The 19,253-nt window shown below is 45.8% G+C and carries 12 protein-coding genes; 2 read left to right on the top strand and 10 right to left on the bottom strand.

Features of this window, described 5'->3' with window-relative positions; all coding sequences use genetic code 11:
* Positions 1 to 145: 145 nt before the first annotated feature.
* The 9 genes from RTR76_RS13290 to RTR76_RS13250 all read right to left on the bottom strand — a co-directional run bounded on the left by RTR76_RS13290 (position 146) and on the right by RTR76_RS13250 (position 12,032).
* On the bottom strand, positions 146 to 1,039 hold the full coding sequence (locus RTR76_RS13290) for a glycine betaine ABC transporter substrate-binding protein (RefSeq protein ID WP_312521440.1): 894 nt from the start codon (positions 1,037 to 1,039) through the stop codon (positions 146 to 148).
* A 19-nt stretch (positions 1,040 to 1,058) separates the two neighbouring features.
* On the bottom strand, positions 1,059 to 1,697 hold the full coding sequence (locus tag RTR76_RS13285) for an ABC transporter permease (protein WP_312521438.1): 639 nt from the start codon (positions 1,695 to 1,697) through the stop codon (positions 1,059 to 1,061).
* Positions 1,691 to 2,839 (bottom strand): ABC transporter ATP-binding protein, encoded by a 1,149-nt coding sequence (locus RTR76_RS13280; protein ID WP_312521437.1) that lies wholly within the window; start codon positions 2,837 to 2,839, stop codon positions 1,691 to 1,693. The genes RTR76_RS13285 and RTR76_RS13280 overlap by 7 nt, the downstream gene beginning before the upstream one ends.
* Positions 2,840 to 2,966: 127 nt before the next feature.
* Positions 2,967 to 4,352 (bottom strand): PhoH family protein, encoded by a 1,386-nt coding sequence (locus RTR76_RS13275; RefSeq protein WP_312521435.1) that lies wholly within the window; start codon positions 4,350 to 4,352, stop codon positions 2,967 to 2,969.
* Between the two features lie 338 nt (positions 4,353 to 4,690).
* Entirely contained in the window at positions 4,691 to 5,476 is a 786-nt protein-coding gene (locus RTR76_RS13270; protein ID WP_312521433.1) for an NRDE family protein, read from the bottom strand.
* A 2-nt stretch (positions 5,477 to 5,478) separates the two neighbouring features.
* Positions 5,479 to 8,514, bottom strand: coding sequence for an SMC family ATPase (locus tag RTR76_RS13265; protein ID WP_312521431.1), 3,036 nt, complete (start codon positions 8,512 to 8,514; stop codon positions 5,479 to 5,481).
* Between the two features lie 13 nt (positions 8,515 to 8,527).
* Positions 8,528 to 9,676 (bottom strand): exonuclease SbcCD subunit D, encoded by a 1,149-nt coding sequence (locus RTR76_RS13260; protein ID WP_312521429.1) that lies wholly within the window; start codon positions 9,674 to 9,676, stop codon positions 8,528 to 8,530.
* Between the two features lie 509 nt (positions 9,677 to 10,185).
* Complete coding sequence (locus RTR76_RS13255) at positions 10,186 to 11,625, bottom strand: glucosyl-3-phosphoglycerate synthase (protein ID WP_312521427.1); 1,440 nt, start codon at positions 11,623 to 11,625, stop codon at positions 10,186 to 10,188.
* A gap of 167 nt (positions 11,626 to 11,792) precedes the next feature.
* Positions 11,793 to 12,032, bottom strand: a complete 240-nt coding sequence (locus tag RTR76_RS13250; RefSeq protein ID WP_132076641.1) for a hypothetical protein — start codon at positions 12,030 to 12,032, stop codon at positions 11,793 to 11,795.
* Between the two features lie 333 nt (positions 12,033 to 12,365).
* On the opposite strand from RTR76_RS13250, the gene RTR76_RS13245 reads away from it, so the two are divergent.
* Positions 12,366 to 14,570: a UvrD-helicase domain-containing protein gene (locus RTR76_RS13245; protein WP_312521425.1), complete on the top strand. Its 2,205-nt coding sequence runs from the start codon at positions 12,366 to 12,368 to the stop codon at positions 14,568 to 14,570.
* 52 nt (positions 14,571 to 14,622) lie between these two features.
* Here the strand turns inward: RTR76_RS13245 and RTR76_RS13240 are convergent, their stop codons facing one another.
* Entirely contained in the window at positions 14,623 to 15,231 is a 609-nt protein-coding gene (locus tag RTR76_RS13240; RefSeq protein WP_312521423.1) for a LysE family transporter, read from the bottom strand.
* Between the two features lie 322 nt (positions 15,232 to 15,553).
* On the opposite strand from RTR76_RS13240, the gene pyc reads away from it, so the two are divergent.
* Positions 15,554 to 18,991 carry a pyruvate carboxylase gene (gene pyc, locus RTR76_RS13235; RefSeq protein WP_312521421.1) on the top strand — a complete coding sequence of 1,146 codons (3,438 nt, stop codon included), beginning with the start codon at positions 15,554 to 15,556 and terminating at the stop codon, positions 18,989 to 18,991.
* The last annotated feature ends 262 nt before the right edge of the window (positions 18,992 to 19,253 follow it).

Genomic DNA, 19,253 nt, shown 5'->3' with positions numbered 1-19,253 from the left:
CACCTTTCGTATGACCACTTGTTAAACTTTTTGAGCAAGCATACACTTCTATTTTGCCTGAGCCACTGGATATTATGCTGAGTAAATAAAACCAAGCTGCCCATAAGAGCAGCTTGGTTTCTTGTAAAATCTAACGGCTTTCCGCCTAAATAAGCCCCTCTGCCAGCAGCCATTCCTTAGCTACCACCTTAGGATCCTTTTTTTCCAGATCAACCTTCGCATTTAACTCTGACATGGCCTTATCCGTTAGTTTTCCACTCAGTAAGTTTAATGCATCCGCTATTTCCGGATGCTTCTGCAGTGTCGCTTCACGGATAACCGGAGCTGCATAATAGGGAGGAAAGAAGCGCTTATCGTCAATCAGCACTTTTAAATTAAATGCCGGGATACGCCCGTCCGTAGCAAAGGCATCAATTACATCCACTTTTCCATCTCGGCAGGCGCCATAAGTAAGACCGGGATCCATAGCACTTACGCCGACAAAATTCAAATCATATACACTTGCTATGCCTTTGTAGCCATCAGGTCGTTCCAAAAACTCATGTGTAGCGCCTAATAATAATTGAGGCGTAAATTTTGACAGATCACTGATTGACTCAATTCCCAGCTGTGCGGCCTGATCAGCCCGCATGGTGAGTGTATACGTATTATTAAAGCCAAAAGGCTTGAGCCATACTGCGTGTTTCTTTTCCTGATAAGCAGCTTTTACCTTGCTATAAGCCTCATCGGGATCTGTCACCATCGGCTGGCCTAGGATATTCATTAAAGCCGTGCCTGTATATTCGGCATAAAGATCCAAATCGCCCCTTTCAAGAGCCTGAGCCACAACATTTGTTCCACCCAGAAATGGTTTTACCTCAACTTTCAGCTCTGTCTTTGCCTCAATAAGTTCTTTCATCATATAAACCAATATATCTTGCTCAGAAAAATTCTTGCCGCCAATTATAATCGTGTTGCTCTTATTACCATTAAATACCGAACACCCCACCAAGGTTACACTCAATACCAGTATCGTAACGATCGTTATTAATTTTTTCAATTCAATCATCGCTCCTTTTTCACTGTAATCCTTTAGGCTGCATGCGTCTTTCAACATTCTTAAGCACAATATCAAAGACAATTGCCAGCAGCGCCGCCGGGAAGGCTCCAGCCAAAATCAGCTCCTGATTTGCTGTAGAAATCCCCCTGAAAATCAAATCTCCCAGTCCTCCTGCTCCAATTAAGGAAGCCAGCGTGGCAATGCCTACAAGGAGAACGGTAGCCGTTCGAATTCCGGCCATGATGATGGGTCTTGCAAGAGGAAGCTCAATCCAAAAAAGAATTTGTTTCGAGGTCATTCCCATTCCCACACCGGCTTCAATAGCTGCGCTATTTACTCCCAGTATACCTGTATAGGTATTACGCAGGATGGGTAAAAGACCATAGATAGTTAATGCAACCACGGCAGGCATAACACCAATTCCCAGAAGCGGAATCATCAAACCTAACAATGCCAAACTAGGGATTGTCTGAAATACGGCAGCTATCCCAATAATAGGTTCGGCCCACTTTGGGTACCGTGTTAAGAGTACGCCCAGCGGAATAGCAAGTAAGTTGGCCAGCAATAACGCAATAATTGTCAACATAAGGTGCTCGGCAGTAGCAATAGCAATATCTGTTGAGCGGCTATTCCAGATGTCCAGCAACATGGTCAGCATACTGCGCACCTCCCGCCGTTACTATTTTCCTCAATCCGCACCTGTCTGGCCATAATATCGACCAGGCTGGCCCGGTTGACAATTCCCAGCAGCTCTTGCCGGTCATTAATTACCGGCAAATAGGCTACCTGATGCTTACTAATTAAATGAATAGCCTCACTTAGGGATTGGGTGGCCAAAAGCACAGGTATATCTTTTCGCATCACATCTTCCAGTGTCATTTTTTCCTGCTGAAAGTGTTGTTGAATTTCCCATGCCCCTGCAACACCCAAGAATACATTATTTTTATCAACAATAATCAAGGTATCAACTTTTTGCCTGCGCATCGTATTAATTGCCTCCGCAAGCCCACGGTTAGGTTTGGCCGTCACCGGACGAATGATCACTTCCTCAATAGAGGGAAGTGATTCTAATTGACTCATTCGCTTCGTTCCAATAAATGAACTCACAAATTCATTTGCAGGATGCCGTAGGACACGCTCGGGAGTATCAAATTGAACAATTTCCCCTTGATTCATTATGCAAATTTTATCACCCATTTTGATCGCTTCATCAATATCATGTGTGACAAAAACAATTGTCTTATGTAATGCCTGCTGCAGACGCAATACTTCATCCTGCAACTGTTCCCGACTGATCGGATCAAGAGCACTAAAGGGCTCATCCATTAAAATAATTGCCGGGTCAGCAGCTAATGCCCGTATTACACCAATTCGCTGTTGCTGTCCTCCACTTAATTCGGCAGGATATCGCTGACGATACTCCTCAGGATTAAGACCAACTAATGCCAATAATTCATCTACCCTTGCCGCATAACGCATTTTGTCCCATTTGAGCATTTTGGGAACAATCGCGATGTTTTCAGCAATGGTCATGTGTGGCAATAAGCCAATATGCTGAATCACGTAACCAATATTTCTTCTTAGTTCAACTACATTATGTTCGAGCACTGCTTTCCCGTTAATAAGAATACTTCCTTCTGAGGGATCAATAAGTCGATTAATCATTTTCATAGTAGTTGTTTTTCCGGAGCCACTTGGCCCGATAAGAGCTACGAGTTCTCCTTCTCGGATGTGTAAATCCAGATTATTAACTGCCTGAAAACTGCCATACTTTTTTGAAACACCACAAAAACGTATCATTGCATACCTCCTTTTCATTACTAACAACTCATATTATATCATAAAGTTGTTAGTAATGGTAATTTTAAAAACAAAAAAGATGTCCAGCATGCAGCTGAACACCTTAAATTCACTTCTTTACTTACTATTACAGGCGAATTGCCGCCTCTGCCGCCAGCGGTGACCGTTCACATTCATCATGATGAAGTGTCACCTGATAGCACAACTTAGAGCCGCGCATTTTTTCGCTGGCATATACTAGACCATTGGAGCGGCTATCCAGATATGGATGATCGATTTGTGCCGGATCACCAATTAAAATAATTTTTGTACCTAAACCGGGGCGGGTAATTACCCCTTTAGCCTGGCGGGGAGTTGAATTTTGCATTTCATCCAGCATCATCCAGTATTTTTGCAGCGAGCGGCCACGCTGATACGCTAACGCTTCTGTTTGAATAATATGTTTGTCGAACAGCATTTGGACCGTATCTTCGATTTGTGCCAGCTCTTTTGCTTCCTGAACACTGCTGCCATTCATCAGCGTAAACAAATTGTCACGAATACCGCGCATATATGGACTGACTTTGTCAACCTCAGAGCCCGGCAGGAAGCCAATATCTTCATCCATAGGAATGTTGGGACGGCAAATCAACAGATGATTATATTCCCGTGGGCGGCAGTCCATGGTTCGATGTAGGCCAACTGCCAGCGAGTAGAAGGTTTTCGCCGTTCCAGCCGGCCCTTTGATAATGACTAAAGGAGCTTCATCTGCGCTCATCATCAGACATTCCTGCATAAAAACCTGTCCGATATTGCGTGGAGTAATCCCAAAGGGATTGCGGCTGCGATAGCGCAGCTGCACTACTTTCTCGCCATCAAAACGGCCTACGGCGGTATGGCGCTCATTATCGGTAGAACGAATCAGCAAGAACTGATTGATCTCCAGCTTTGCCGGCATAAGTATACTGCTTGTTTCATCAAAAATCTGTAGTTTCTCCGCATCAAGGTAATTACCATCATCACCGTAAAACTGATCAATTACCTTAGAAGAAGTATATACAATGGCCCTGCCTGTATATTGCTCTTCTACATTTGCCACATTGTCACCGCGGAAATCTTCAGCCTGAATTCCCAGTATTGTGGCTTTCACCCTAAGATTGGTGTCGCGGCTGACTAATACCACATTTTTCTTGCAATCCTGAAACCCCTTACATATCTGGAGTATGCGGTTATCCGGTTTTGAGCGGTCCCAATGATTGGGTATTTGGGTATCAAGATGATTTGTTTCGATTTTAACAATTCCACCTGACTCATTTAGGCTGACACCTTCCAGCAAATTGCCTTCCATAACCAAAGAATCAATAATCCGAATGGTGTGGCGGCTATTTGCCCCTCGGTCAGATGCTTCCGACTTAAACTTATCAAGTTCTTCCAGGACAACTTCCGGTACAATAACGGTATGTTCATTAAAAGCATATAGGGCATTGGGGCTATGCAGTAAAACGTTAGTGTCTAACACATAATATTTTATCACTCTTTACCACCCTTCCCAGCTTGAATTGCGCATGAGCAGCTTTTTTACTTAGTGTGCGCCAACTACTTGCAAAACAAAGATATCAATAACTGCCAATCTAGCGGGTACAGGATTCTTACTTTATTATATGCACTGATAAACTGTGGGTTCGTGATTAATTATGAAGACAAAACCAACGTCTTTTTTATTTTTTGTCAAATAAATCCTCCCACTTTAGTTATTCTTTGTGTATAACTTCTTATTATAAGAAGTTAATTCTAATAGTAATGCAAAATGAAGGGCGCTTGGTTAATTTTATGTAAAATCATCTTAAAAATTCCTAAAAAAAAGCAACTCTTTTAAAGAGCTGCTTTTTCAATAACAAATCGATAATTCTCCTTATGCCATTCTCCAGCCTTAACATCCAGCGACTTTTCTGCAAAAGTCACTTGTCCGGCATAATCAACAAGCACTACCGTTGATGCTCTTGTACCGTAGCCGGGGCTTTCAATAAAAATTGGCGATAATATTCTTTCCAGTTCCAGTGATACTCCTGTCTGGGGCAGACTGTCGTCAACAGGTCTTTCGCGATCAGTCAATATTTGCCATAGAAGCTCCTGTTCAACCTCAGGTGTACCAACCGCTTCAGAGAGTCTATCCCGCCCCCGTACTACCTTAGGCCAGGGTGTATTGAGCAAATGATTACTCAAACCGAAAACTCCTCTTCCAACCTGGCTCATGCGCCTGCTTTGATTGGAGTAATACCATAAAGAATCTGTCTGTCCGACCATACCCACCAACAGATTAAAACCGTTATAGTTTTCCGCCTGTTCATCCACAGTTTTAAGATAATCTTCCGGCTTTTGACTTCCCGACAGAAACTGACTAACCAGTTGTCCTCTTGTAACTGCATCTTTGCGGGTACTAGCCGGATCTCGATAGTTGGTTAAGGCAGCAAAACGCCCCTCTTTGGTAATGCCCAGCCAGGTACCGCCCTGCTCTTCATCACGTCCGGCCAATAGCTTCGGTTGGTCCTGCCAAAAATGGGCAGAAGAACTCGGGCGACTGTAAAATTCGTCCCGGTTAGCGGCTACAATAAGCTTATATTTGGGATGGTTATGATATGCAAATAGTATGATACACATAATTACCCTACCTTAAATTCTGCCCGGCTGCCCCGCCCGGTGAGACTGATTTCCAACCGCGCATCAATGCGTTCTTTGAGTTCCGGCACATGAGAAATAATACCGACCAGCCGTCCACCCTGCTGTAGTTCAAGCAAAGCCTTAATTGCAAAATCCAGCGTCTCCGGATCAAGCGTACCGAAGCCTTCATCAACAAAAATCGTGTCCAGGTGAATTCCTCCGGCATATGCCTGAACTACATCAGCCAGACCAAGAGCCAGCGACAGCGAGGCAAGGAATGTTTCACCGCCTGACAAGGTATTAGCCTGCCGGGCAAAGCCTGTATAGTTATCGTATACCTCCAGATCCAGTCCGGACAAGGTCCGCTTATCATCCCTGCTCATTTTGCGCTGCAGCATATACCGGTTGCGGCTCATGCTTTTTAGTCTGGCATTTGCGGCCAATGCCACTTCATCCAGCAGGGCACCTAACACAAACCGTTCAAAAGTAACCCCCGTATCTTTGCCTGAAGCAATCTCAAAGAGACTGGCCATAATCTGGTATTTGCCATGCACGCTTGCCTGTTCCTGTTCTAAATGCTGCAAATCAGCCAGCCATTTTTCCTGCTGTTTTACCAGTTCAGCCAGTTGATTACTACGCCTGATAACCACGCCGTATTGATCGTTGCTGGCTGCTAACTGTGCTTCCAGAAGTGGTACATTAGCTGCCGTTATTGCTGCGGCATTGGCCTCGGCTCTTAGGCAGCGCTCTCTGGCTGCAGCCAGACGCTGATCAAAGTCAGCAATACGCTTTTCCAGCTCCCCTATGGTGGCGGGAGTTTTGCGAGCTGCAAGATAATCTTCCAGCACAGCAAAACCAGCCTGTATCATGCGCTCACCAAACTGCTGCCTGAGCAAGGCAGCTTTTTCACTTTGACTCTTACACTGTTCTGACAGGCTATTCAGTGTTGCATTAACAGATGCTATGTTATTGCCTGCACTCTCGGCAGCCTGCTGAGCATCTGCCAGCCGCTTCTCTAACTCCTGTAATTCTTTTGCTGCAGACTGTCTTGCTTGAAGCAGATTGTGCTCACTTCTGTATTCCAGCGGCAGTGCGTTCTGCCGTTCGTTTACTATTGCTTTATCAGCCTGTTCTTTGCTAAAGGCCTGACGATATTGCTCTTCTGCTTTGCTGACCTGCACAGTCAACTGCTTTAGCTGCGCTGTTAGCTTTTCTATTTGCGCTTTCATGAGCAAGGCTTGATTAGCAGAGAGCTCGGACTTTGTATAGGCGTTTTGGGCTTCTGCAACTGCCTGTGCAAAGCGTTCAGGTGACTTAGCTGCTAATTCTTGCAATTCTTGTTCTGCAGCGGCAATGAGTTGCAGCAACGCATCAACTTCAGACTTACAGGCATGCACAGCTTGGAAAGCACTGTCTTTTTCCTGCCCCACCTTATCGCACCGCTCTTGCTGAGCCTTAATATCCGACTCATTTGGCAGATCACCTGCCGGACGGGCTTTTTCGGGATGGCTCGTCGCTCCGCATACCGGGCAGGGATGACCGTTACAAAGATCTGCCGCCAAAATTGCCGCTTGTCCTTGATGCCAAGCTTGCTGTAAATTTGTCAGCATCGTTCTGGCACCAATATATTGTTCCTGTTTCTGTTCGTATATTACGGTAAGCTTGTCCAGCCGTTCACGGCATTGCTTTTCTTTCAGGCGATTATTTTCCAGCTTATTGCGTTCATCACGTTCGCGGAGGCGTTTTTCCAGTTCTGCTTTTCGCATACCAGCCTGAGCTGCTTCTGCTTTTAACTGTTCATACTGAAGTCCCGCCTCAGCAAGGCTGCTCTCTATGCCGGACAGCTCTTTAGCAGCCTCCAGGTGCTGTTTCCTGCAACTTACAGCTGCCTGTTCACTGCTAGCGGCCTGCTTAATTGCAGCAGTGAGCGCCTCAGCCTTGTCAGCAAGACTGTCCAGATATATTTTCTTTGCAGCAGCCTCTTTGCGCTGCTGTTCCTGCTGCTCTTCCTTCTTCAGCAAGGCTAGTGCATTATCATAGGCAACTCTGGCAGAAGAGGCTTTTAAACGGTAATCTGCTGCTTTTTGTTCAACTTCCTTATATTCCGTTTCCACTAGCCTAAGATTAGTTTCCAGATCCAACAAACCGGCAGCTAATTTCGCTTTGCCTAATTCATGCCGCTTTTGTTCCACAACAGGAATCAATTGTTCCTCTTGTTTTAATTTATCCTGAGCCGCCTGCCGCTCAGTCAACCGCTCCTGATCCAGCCTGCCCTGCGTAAGTGCTGCCTGTGCCTGATCAATTTGACGTTTTGCAGCAGCGGTCTCACCTTCGGCAAGCTGATGTGCCTGGCGGTTGATTTCAACATACTGCACCAGTTCTTCCCGGTTAGCTGCCTGAGCAGAAGATAATACATATTGTATCTGACTCAGCATTTGCTGGCCTTGTTCCTTCAGTGCTCCATACTTGTCCCGCAGTTTATCTTCTATTGAGCGGTATAGTTCGGTACGAAACAGCATTTGCATAATATCCTGCCGCTCTTTTGAACCGGCCAACAGTAATTTGCGAAAATCTCCCTGTGGTAAAAGCACAACCTGCCGGAACTGATCTCCCTTAAAACCCAGCAGTTTTTCTACTTCTTCCGTTACATGCCGGTCGGCAAGCAGGGCGGTTTCTTGTCTGTTATCATCCAGCCGGTACAGGGCTGCTGAGCCATTATCTACTTTCGTCCCTTTACCGCGATCTTTCAGAACTTCTTGTCTGGGACGGCGAAGCACACGATATTGCCTTTCTCCAATGGCAAAATCAAAGATGACTTCAGTAGGCAGATCCGGCCCGGCATAATCACTGCGCATCGTCTCACCGGTGCGCTGATTGCCGCTGGTCGCCCCATACAAGGCATAGCACATGGCATCTAAAATGGTGGTTTTTCCAGCACCGGTAGGTCCGTGAATGAGAAAGAAATTACGTCCTTTCAGCTTGGCAAAGTCCACTTCCTGCCTGGCCGCATAAGGTCCAAAGGCAGTCATGGTTATCATTAAAGGCCTCATATCATTCGTCCCGTCCTTCCCGGATAAGTTCTTCCAGTACGGTTTCTAATGCCGCCGCCTGGTCTGCCGACAAAGCATTCCCGGTCATTTGTTCGGCAAAGGCAGCAAACAAATCCTTTTCCGTAAGCTTGCGGTGATCAACAGCAGCACCATTTATTTCGCCGCCACTGGCACGGTAACGGGGATCAATACTAAGTACATTAGGATAAATTGCCCGCAATTGACCTAATGCATCCAATACAGGCAGGGTATCGTGCAATTCGGCCAGTATGTAATCCTCTTTATTTTCATTTCCCTTCGGTCCTTGCAGCAAGTCCTGAAACATGCCCTTAATACACCGTACATCACGGCGGGGCTTGAGCTCTACCGTTTCTATTTGCACCGCTCCTGCCTTGTCCATTTCCACTACATAGACACCCTTCTTATGCCCAGCTTCAGCAAAAGAATACTTCATGAGTGATCCCGAATAGCGGATATTGGGTGCTCCAACTGCCTGGGGGCGATGCAAATGACCTAGCGCAGTATAATGGAAAGGCGAAAATAATGCCGAGCTCACCATGCTGCTGCCGCCCACCGACAAAGGCCGTTCTGATTCCGACGGTTCACCGCCTGTAATAAAAGCATGGGCTACTGCGACCGTACGGGCACCGTCCGGAATACTCGCTGTGGCATGTCGAATGTGACAGGCCATGGCTGCAGTATGATCATTAGCTTCTTCGGCTGCCAAATTAAGCCGCACCGTAGACGGTTCAGCATAAGTCAGCGGCACAAAATACACCGGTCCATGTTCATCAGTTAGTGTGACAGGCTGGTATGTCCCGGTCAGTGGCCCAACTACGTGCAGCCCCTGACGGGCTAATAATTTATTTCCAAAGCCGATTCGTTCCGGACTGTCATGATTTCCGGCAATCGCAATAACCGGTGTCTGACAGTCAAGCAAAATACGGCTGAGAATCTCATCAAGCAGCTCTACCGCCGCTGTTGGCGGCACCCCCCTGTCATAAATATCACCGGCAATAACAACGGCATCCGGTTTGACATCACGCACCAGATCAACAAATTGATACAGGATATGCGCCTGTTCGTCCGTTAAGTATTCACCATAAAACAACCGTCCTAAATGCCAATCAGAGGTATGAATAAAACGCAAGGTTGGGCCTCCTTTTCTAGCCTTATGCCTTTAATATGATATTTTATTATTTCGCGCTATTCCCGGCAAACCCCTGCAGGGCTTATTCAAAAGCCCCTCTGTTCCATTGATGCACTGCAGTAAACGTGTCTCAAGATATTTCTGTATAGGTCCTGACTTTTTAGTGCTTTTTCGTCAAACTTTTGGCCTTTCTGGAAATAGACGGTCCGAAGGATGGAAACTTACCGACTTACGTTAAGAAATTCGTACTGTTTGAGCGATAGCGAGTTTACGAATTTTAGTAAGCCGGCAAGTTTCCAAGGCTATTGGAAGATTAGGCCTAGCCTTTTTGGTCCGTTTGTGGCAATGACAAAAGGACAAACCGGGCTTTCCCCGCTTGCTACGAACGGGCGGTTTTCGTGCCACCATAATCCCTTGATTCTCTTTGCTTGCCCACCTTTTAAAACTTATAAATTCTGATATAAATAAAAAGGCTGGTACAACAAATGTACCAGCCTTACAACTTGTCATTATCCATTTTTCTCATCAAGGAAAGAGCGCCACTGGGTATGGAAACGTTTAAGTCCGATTTCAAAATTGCCATGCGCTGAAAAAACACGCCGCAATACATCATTGGACTGCCGCACCTTGCCGCCATGCTCCATTTGAGCCAGTACCTGCAATATTTGAAAAGACATCTCACTAAGACCAATGACATCCTTGGATTTGTGAATGACCTCTCCCAGATTGACCTGGCAAGTAGACCATAGTCCGCCAAGCTGCACAGCCTGAATCAGCATTGCAATTTCTACGCCATAGTTAACAGGAATGCTCATTTGCCGGAAAAGATCTTTGTGAATGGCGACCGTACCCGCCAGTGGCTGGATATAGCCGGAAAGTTCCGGCCTATACGTATTGATCCAAGGACGAGCCAAAATTTCCGTAACCCGGCCCCCACCCAGCTCCAAGCCCGATGCTTCTACTCGTACAGGGCGGGAAAAGTATCCTTTGCTAAACTTAATTTGCGGATAAGCGAGCATCGGACCTAATAAGCCATAGAAGAAACGGGGACGGATGCTTTCAATATCTGTATCTACCCAGGCCAGGATATCGGCATCCGATATAAAAGCACTCTTAAACATTGCCTCGCCTTTACCACGATAAGTCCCCAAATGACTGGCTACTTCCGGATGCTTATAAACCGGGATTCCGTAAGAATGTGCTATTTCGCGGGTTTTATCGACCGAATCAGAATCAATGAGCAGAACCTCATCAATAACACCGGCATCTTTGACTTCCAGGGCAGTTTCGATCACATTTCCTACTGTTCTTTCTTCATTTAAGCTTGGTAAAACTACAGCAATCTTTAGGCCCAGCTTCTTTTTGCAATTGCGAAGCACAGCAGAAAGCGCAAAATCATTCGCCTCATAGGTCCGCTCGCGAACCCAGCGGAAAATCTCATCGCCTTCATCAAATTCGATATCCTGCATTGGGCCCCGGACCATCGTGATGCTGCCTTGATAGACTTCCTTAATTTTGTTATAAAAAGGTAATATCTCAGAGTGAGCCAAAGGAGCACCGACATAGAGCATACTATATTCTTCACCAATCTGGCGAATTAGTTCATATACCGAAGACTCGCGGCGCCATACAATATTCACATTTTCAAACATCGTATGAGCCGGATTCACTACTGTCGAGATAAAGACATCTTCTAAATGCGGTATTTTCTCTTCAATATGAAAAATCTTCAAATCACGAATTCCCGATTGAGCCATGACTTCAAGCGCAGTCTGGGCGTTGATGCCCCCACGCAAAATTGCGGCTGCCGCTCCCGGTCTCCAGCCGTCCGTCAAAGCAAGAATGCCATCTTTACTAGTATCAATACTGCCTATCTCACTAAAATCTTTCAATATAATCGGCGTTGGGGAATGATTGATTAACGGCCAGTTAAGTACTTTTTCTTCCACATTACCACCTCATTGTTTCTTATTCTCTGTTTATAGGACGCTCTCCTTTAATGAAACATTTTCCCTGTCACGGGGACGGTTCCACTGACACAAAAAACTCCTGTTTTTAGCGAAAAAAAACCTGTTCCAGCGCGGAACAGGCATATTTTGTGCGAAAAAACTAAACTTCAGACTTCTCCTCTAAGATAAGCTAATTCAGCTTGATTCTCCGAGTAGTACCATTTAACTGACCTACCGATTTCACAACGGATTGCATTTATTCTCCCCTGCTCAGCCATCTTTTTCAATTTGCTGACATCAAATCCATTAAGAGAAAAGTAACTGGCTGAGACAAATCCTCGTTCTTTCATCCAATCGCGATAATGAAAAAAGTCTTCCCGGTCCACTTCCAGTCGTTTTATTGCCATCGTTGTGCTCCTCTGCTTAGGCTGTATTCAGTTGTATTTTCATTATACCATAAAAAGTTGAATAATGCTCGTTATTTTTCTGTTAAGAACAATTCCATCTCTAATAGACACACAAAATTCCCTTCCAAAAGAATTAAAGCTACATATTTTTAATATAAACGATTGTTTTTCTCCATATTTGTTGCATATCATACTGATCCCAATTAGTATGCATTCCAAATATTACCATAAAATACATTGACAACATTTCTTTTTTCCGCATATAATAAATATTCCGGACGCACCCCCGTCCAGTATTGTAATGTTTTTTATACTGAAATTTCAGGAGGTCCTATGGAACAGCATCCCGATTTTGCGGCAGAAAAGCTCCACCTTGCTACTACCATTACTGATATGAAAGCCGTCATTTCTCAACTGCAGCAGGATATCAACAACAGAGGACGGCAAATTGGTGATTCGCTTAAAGTTAGAGATGAAATTAGCGCCTATGTTCATTCGCTCATGCGCAATGACAACAGCAGTAAAATATATGATATCGAAGGGGCACTCGCCAGTCCTTACTTTGGGCGTGTCGATTTTAAGGATGACGATGCCGCTGATTTTGAAAAATTTCATATTGGCCGTGTCAAAGTAGCCCGTCTCGAAATCAACGGTACTGAAGATATTCTCGTCTTCGACTGGCGCGATCCCGTATCTACGATTTTTTATGAGTGTCACGGTGGACGAGCCAGTTATGAGGTATTAGGCCGTTATCATTACAGCGGCGACGTGAGATTAAAACGGCAATATAAAATTGAGCAGGGTGAACTAAAACAAATTGTTGATGACTATATTCTCGACCAGGTACTGAACCGGCAGGAACAAGCCCTTCTTGCAGATCCGTTGCTGAGGGAACGCCTGCTAGCCGGAGCCGGGGATAAGTTAAAAGACATCGTTGTTTCCATTCAGTCTGAGCAAAATAAGATTATCCGCGAAACCCTTCATCAAGTAATGATCATTCAGGGTGTTGCCGGTTCCGGAAAGAGTACTGTCGGGCTGCATCGCCTCTCCTATCTGTTATATAATGAAAAACTTGATCCTCAAAAATTAATTATTATTGCGCCTAACCGGATTTTTCTTGATTACATTTCCGAACTGCTGCCTGAAATTGATGCTGCTGACGTACGTCAAATGGTTTGGGATGATTTAGCTGCCGAAATTACGCAGCAAGAATGGTCCGTCCATACGGAAAACCGCTTAGAAATGCTTTTGTCCAACCAGGCTGCTAATGCACCTCACCGCACTCGATTGCTGCTTTGTACAAAATTAAAAGGCAGCCAGGCTTTCGTCACTGTGTTGGAAGCCTATTGGGAGAGAAAAATTGAACAGTTTTGCCTAAAGCTTACTCCCATCAGTCTCTTTGACGGTCAGTTGAATATTGACCGCCAACAGCAAATTGACAAGTTCATGGAAGATAACCGCGCACCTTATAACACGCGCCTCCGTGGCCTCATGCAGTACATACGGTTTAGGATACGCAACTTTCTGGAAGTGCTAGAGGCAAAACAATCTCGCTCGTCAAAAACTGATTCTGCTTTTGAACGCTTTTCCCGAGAGGGCGAAGCATTCTTAGAACGTCATTTTAAGAAATGGGAGCTTCTTGACCTCTTTACAGCTTATCAAGAGGTTTATAAAAACAAACAGTATTTCAAGGCTATGGGGTTCAAAAAAGAAGAACTGCCTATCATTACAGAATATACGCTTGCCCTGCTGCAAACAGGCCAGGTGGAACGGGAAGACCTGGCTCCCTTGTGCTACCTTAAAGGTTTGCTTGATGGCTGGCAGCATGTGACGAAATTTAATCACATTGTAGTCGATGAGGCACAGGATATGAATGCTCTTGAGTTCACGATTTTAAAAATGCTTTCTGCGAATAAATCCTTCACCATTATGGGCGATTTGTCCCAGGGCATCCATACCTACCGCAGTATTGACAGCTGGCAAACCTTATTAAAGGATGTCTTTAGCGATACACGGACGGTGTACCGTGAGATTCTATACAGCTACCGGTCTGCAAAAGAAATTGTTGACTTATTCAATAAGGTCATGCCTGCAGGCAGTTCTCGCGCACTGCCTGTTTACGAAGTAGGCCGCCCTCCCCTTATTGAAAAAGTTTCCTCTACCAATGCGACCGCTCACAGAATCATAGAAGTGTTAAACTCATACAGCGCTCTTAACTTTCGCTCTGTTGGTATCATTACCAAACTTGAGGCAGAATGCAATGCTTTATACGAGCTGCTCCAATCCCAGCCAGACGCGGCTGCACATGACATCCATCTGGTAACCGGACAGGCAGCTACTTATCGTGGTGGAATTTCTCTCTTGCCTGTTACCTTGGCTAAGGGACTGGAATTTGATGCCGTCATCATCGTAAATGCCTCAGCTGATCAATATACATCTGATACCTTTGATGCCCGCCTGTTATATGTCGCTCTGTCCAGAGCTATGCACTCACTTCATCTATTCTATCAGGGTAACCTGACGCCACTATTGCGCTAGAAACTATAAAGAGGGAGCTTACCCGTCAAAGGGCAAGCTTCCTCTTTTATTGTTACAGCAGAAGGCCAACTACACCAAGCACCATAATAACCGTCCCTGATAACCGGTTGATCCAGACGAGGCTGTTTTCATCAAAGCGGGTACGCAGGCGATTTACAGCATGGCTTAGCACCGACCACCACAGCAGTGAACCACTGAAAACACCGCATACAACAACGGCTGCCTGCCGGTAATCACGGGCTGCGCCTATTCCCATTCCTGCGAAGACAGCGGCAAAAGCCATCATTGTCATTGGATTAGTTAACGTAAGGAAAAAAGTTGATAAGCAGGCGTTCCTGCCAAAACCGTCGCCTCTTATCGTATTGCCTGGTTCATTCGGCCGGGAGCGAAATGTAAAAAAACCAAACCCTAAGAGAAACATACTCCCTAGTACCTGCAGCACGGTACGATGTTCCAAAAGAAATCCCGAGACAACCGTCACTCCGAAGGCAGCGATAAAGCTAAATATGCCATCTGCCAGAGCTGCGCCCACACCCGATAAAAAGCCAACTTTCAACCCGTAAACCAGCGTTCGCCGAATGCATAACAAACCAATAGGGCCAACAGGGGCCGCAATTGAAAAACCCAGTACAATTCCCTGGAAAAAATCAGATATAACCATCTTCTTTCCCCCTACCTGTACCTTTACTCGCACTGATACCTCGAGTAACACGGGTACGAAAAGTTAATCAAAATCAAAACCTCTGTCCATTGCAACAATACTCAAGTATACAAAATAAAGAAACGTGTTTACAATCAAACTATTTCATAATGATTTTTACACTAAACATGTATACGCGTATACGAGTATACATGTTCTCTTTCTGTTGTTTGACCTTCCATTTTATGATAATTTAGCAATTGACTGCTCTTTTTATTCTACCAGAAAGAGTTCCTTCCAGGTGTCGAATTAAGGGCAACTAAGGTCTTTTGGAGGAAAAACAATGAAAAATATTGGAACTATTTTGGTTGCTAACCGCGGGGAAATTGCTATCCGGGTTTTTCGGGCCTGCCATGAGCTGGGCATCCGCACGGTAGCCATTTATTCGAAAGAAGATAAACTCTCCCTTCACCGCTACAAGGCAGACGAGGCTTATCTAATCGGGGCAGACAAAGGTCCTATTGAAGCGTATCTTGACATTGAAGGCATTTTGGCAATTGCCCGTAAGCATGGTGTTGATGCTATTCATCCCGGCTATGGTTTCTTATCCGAAAATAGCAATTTAGCCAAACGCTGTGCCGAAGAAGGCTTTCGCTTTATCGGACCTGAGCTTGAGCACCTGATTATGTTCGGCGATAAAATCAATGCCCGCAAGCAGGCAGCACTTGCCGGTATCCCTATGATTCCCGGCAGCGACGGACCGGTGTTCAGCCTGGATGATGTTCGTGCTTTTGCTGGCGTCTACGGCTATCCTATTATTATTAAGGCTACCCTTGGGGGCGGCGGCAGAGGTATGCGTATTGTACGCAATGCTGCTTCATTAGAGGAATCATACTATCGCGCAAAATCAGAAGCAAAAGCAGCTTTCGGCAACGATGAAATTTATTTGGAAAAACTGCTGGAGAACCCCAAGCATATTGAAGTTCAGATACTCGGTGATACTTATGGCAACATTGTCCATCTTTATGAACGGGACTGTTCCGTACAACGGCGCCATCAAAAGCTGGTAGAGGTAGCCCCTAGCATTTCCCTGCCCGCTAAGCTCAGAAGTGCTATTTGCAATTCGGCTGTACAGTTAATGAAAAGCGTCGGTTATGTCAGCGCCGGGACCGTCGAATTTCTCGTCGCACCTGATAATCAATTCTATTTTATCGAAGTCAATCCCCGTATTCAGGTTGAACATACCATTACAGAAATGATCACCGGTATCGACATTGTCCAATCGCAAATCCTGATAGCCGACGGCTGTCAGTTGCACGACGAGGAAGTGGGCATTCCCAGCCAGGAAAACATACAGTGCAATGGGCATGCCATTCAATGCCGCGTTACCACAGAAGATCCAGCCAATCATTTCATGCCTGATACTGGAAAGCTGATGGCCTATCGCAGCGGCGGCGGCTTCGGCGTCCGCCTGGATGCAGGTAATGCTTTTACCGGTTCGGTCATTACCCCGTTCTACGATTCGCTGTTGGTCAAAGTCTCAACCTGGGGACTCACCCATAAAAGCGCCATTGCAAAAATGCTGCGCTGCCTGGTTGAATTCCGGATCAGAGGAATCAAAACAAATCTGCCCTTTCTGGAAAACGTAGTTAAACATGAACAATTCTTAAGCGGCACCTATGATACCTGCTTTGTTGACACCTCGCCGGAGCTATTTGTTTTCCCTGAACGGCAGGACCGGGGAACGAAATTATTAACCTATTTAGGCGATGTTACCATCAATGGCTATGAAGGGGCGGGTGCCCGGACTAAGCCGGAGTTTAAGAAGCCTCTGGTCCCCAAAACGGTACGTGGAGAGCTGCCGGCAGGTACGAAGCAGATTCTTGATGCTTCCGGGCCAGAAGGGCTAATGCGCTGGATAAAAGACCAGCCCCAAGTACTGATTACTGATACAACCTGGCGTGATGCCCACCAGTCATTGCTAGCCACTCGCGTTCGCACTCATGATATGCTGCAAATAGCCGATGCCAGCACCCGTTTGCTGCCGAATCTCTTTTCGCTGGAAATGTGGGGAGGCGCTACTTACGATGTAGCCTACCGCTTTCTGAAAGAAGATCCCTGGGAACGGCTTTCTGCCCTAAGAGAAAAATGTCCTACGGTTTTATTTCAAATGCTGCTCAGGGCCTCTAATGCGGTTGGCTATACCAATTACCCCGACAATGTGGTAAAAGAATTTGTCACTCTTTCTGCAAAGGCCGGAATTGATGTCTTCCGTATCTTCGACAGTCTGAACTGGTTGGATAACATGACAGTTGCAATAGACGCTGTCCGCGATGCAGGCAAAGTTGCCGAAGCAGCCATTTGTTATACCGGCGATATCCTGAATCCTTCCCGTACGAAATACAATCTGGACTACTACGTAAACCTGGCGAAAGAACTGGAGCAAGCGGGTGCACATATCCTGGCAATTAAGGATATGGCGGGCTTGCTCAAGCCGGAAGCGGCTTACAGGCTGGTGTCATCCTTAAAATCATCTGTATCAATTCCCATTCATCTTCATACACACGATACCAGTGGCAACGGCATCTATACGTATGCCCGGGCAATTGATGCCGGCGTGGATATTGTCGATGTCGCTCTTGCTGCCCTGGCAGGCGCTACCTCTCAGCCAAGCGGCAATTCCCTCTACTACGCCTTAGGCGGCCATTCACGCCAGCCCGACCTTGACATTCAGGGCATGAATCAGCTATCCGGTTACTGGGAGGATGTCCGTACCTACTATCAGGATGTAGACTCTGCCAACTGGTTCCCTAATCCCGAAGTATATTTGCATGAAATGCCCGGCGGTCAGTACAGCAACCTTCTTCAGCAGGCTAAAGCGCTTGGTCTGGAGCATCGCTGGGAAGAAGTAAAAGTGATGTACAGCCGCGTTAATGAGCTTTTCGGTGACATCGTAAAAGTGACTCCGTCCTCCAAGGTCGTCGGCGATATGGCCCTCTTCATGGTAGATAACCAGCTAACCGAGGATGAAGTATACGAACGGGGAGAAAGCCTCGCTTTTCCCAACTCAGTTATTGAATTCTTCCAGGGTCAGCTTGGCCAGCCTTACAAAGGCTTCCCCAAAGAATTGCAACGCATTATTCTTCGCGGCAAAAAACCACTGCGCGACCGGCCCGGCAAATTTATGGCACCTGTAAAATTCGATGAAATCCGGGAGACCTTAAACGACAGCCTCATACGCCCCATAACCGACCAAGATGTCATTTCCTACGCCTTATATCCTAAAGTTTTTTCTGACTGGACGCACTTTGTCAGAAATTATGGCGATGTATCTGTTTTGGATACGCCTAGTTTCTTCTACGGTCTCAAAACAGGCGAAGAAGTAAAGGTCGAAATCGAAACAGGCAAAACCCTCGTCATCCGGTTATTGCAAATTGGCGATGCCGGAGCAGATGGAACAAGAGTATTGAGCTTTGAACTAAACGGACTTCCCCGGGAAGTATTAATTAAAGACACTACCGTTCAGTCAACGGTAGTGGAGCGAAAAAAAGCAGATAAGGCCCATCCCGGCCACGTGGCGGCAACCCTTGCTGGTACAGTCGTGAAACTATTAGTTGCTAAAGGTGCCCGTGTAACAGCAGGCGCACCGCTTGTCGTTACGGATGCAATGAAAATGGAAACGACAATTCAAGCACCTATGGACGGCATTGTCAAAGAAATCTATGTCAAACAAGGCGATCGCATTGAGACAGGTGATTTGTTATTGGAGATAGGTAAATAAGAAAAAGACCGAGTTCCTACTTTTGTCATCGAAACAAAAGTAGCAAAAATTCTAGGCCTATCTTCCAAAAGACTTTTTTCCAGCCTCCGGTCCTTCTCTTCGTATCCCCCGGCCATTTTTGTACAGAACTACAAGCCCTATCTGTTTTGCTTTCCGCCTCTTAACCTTCTACATTCTGATATAACTAACTAAAAAACCCGCTTGTGTACTTAATCGCACAAGCGGGTTTTCTTATATTACCTGAATAAATACATCCATAATT

Source organism: Anaerospora sp., from assembly GCF_032013335.1.
Classification (GTDB): domain Bacteria; phylum Bacillota; class Negativicutes; order Sporomusales; family DSM-15969; genus Anaerospora.
Note: the sequence above shows the minus strand (reverse complement) of the source record. Positions and strands in the feature narration are given on the sequence as shown.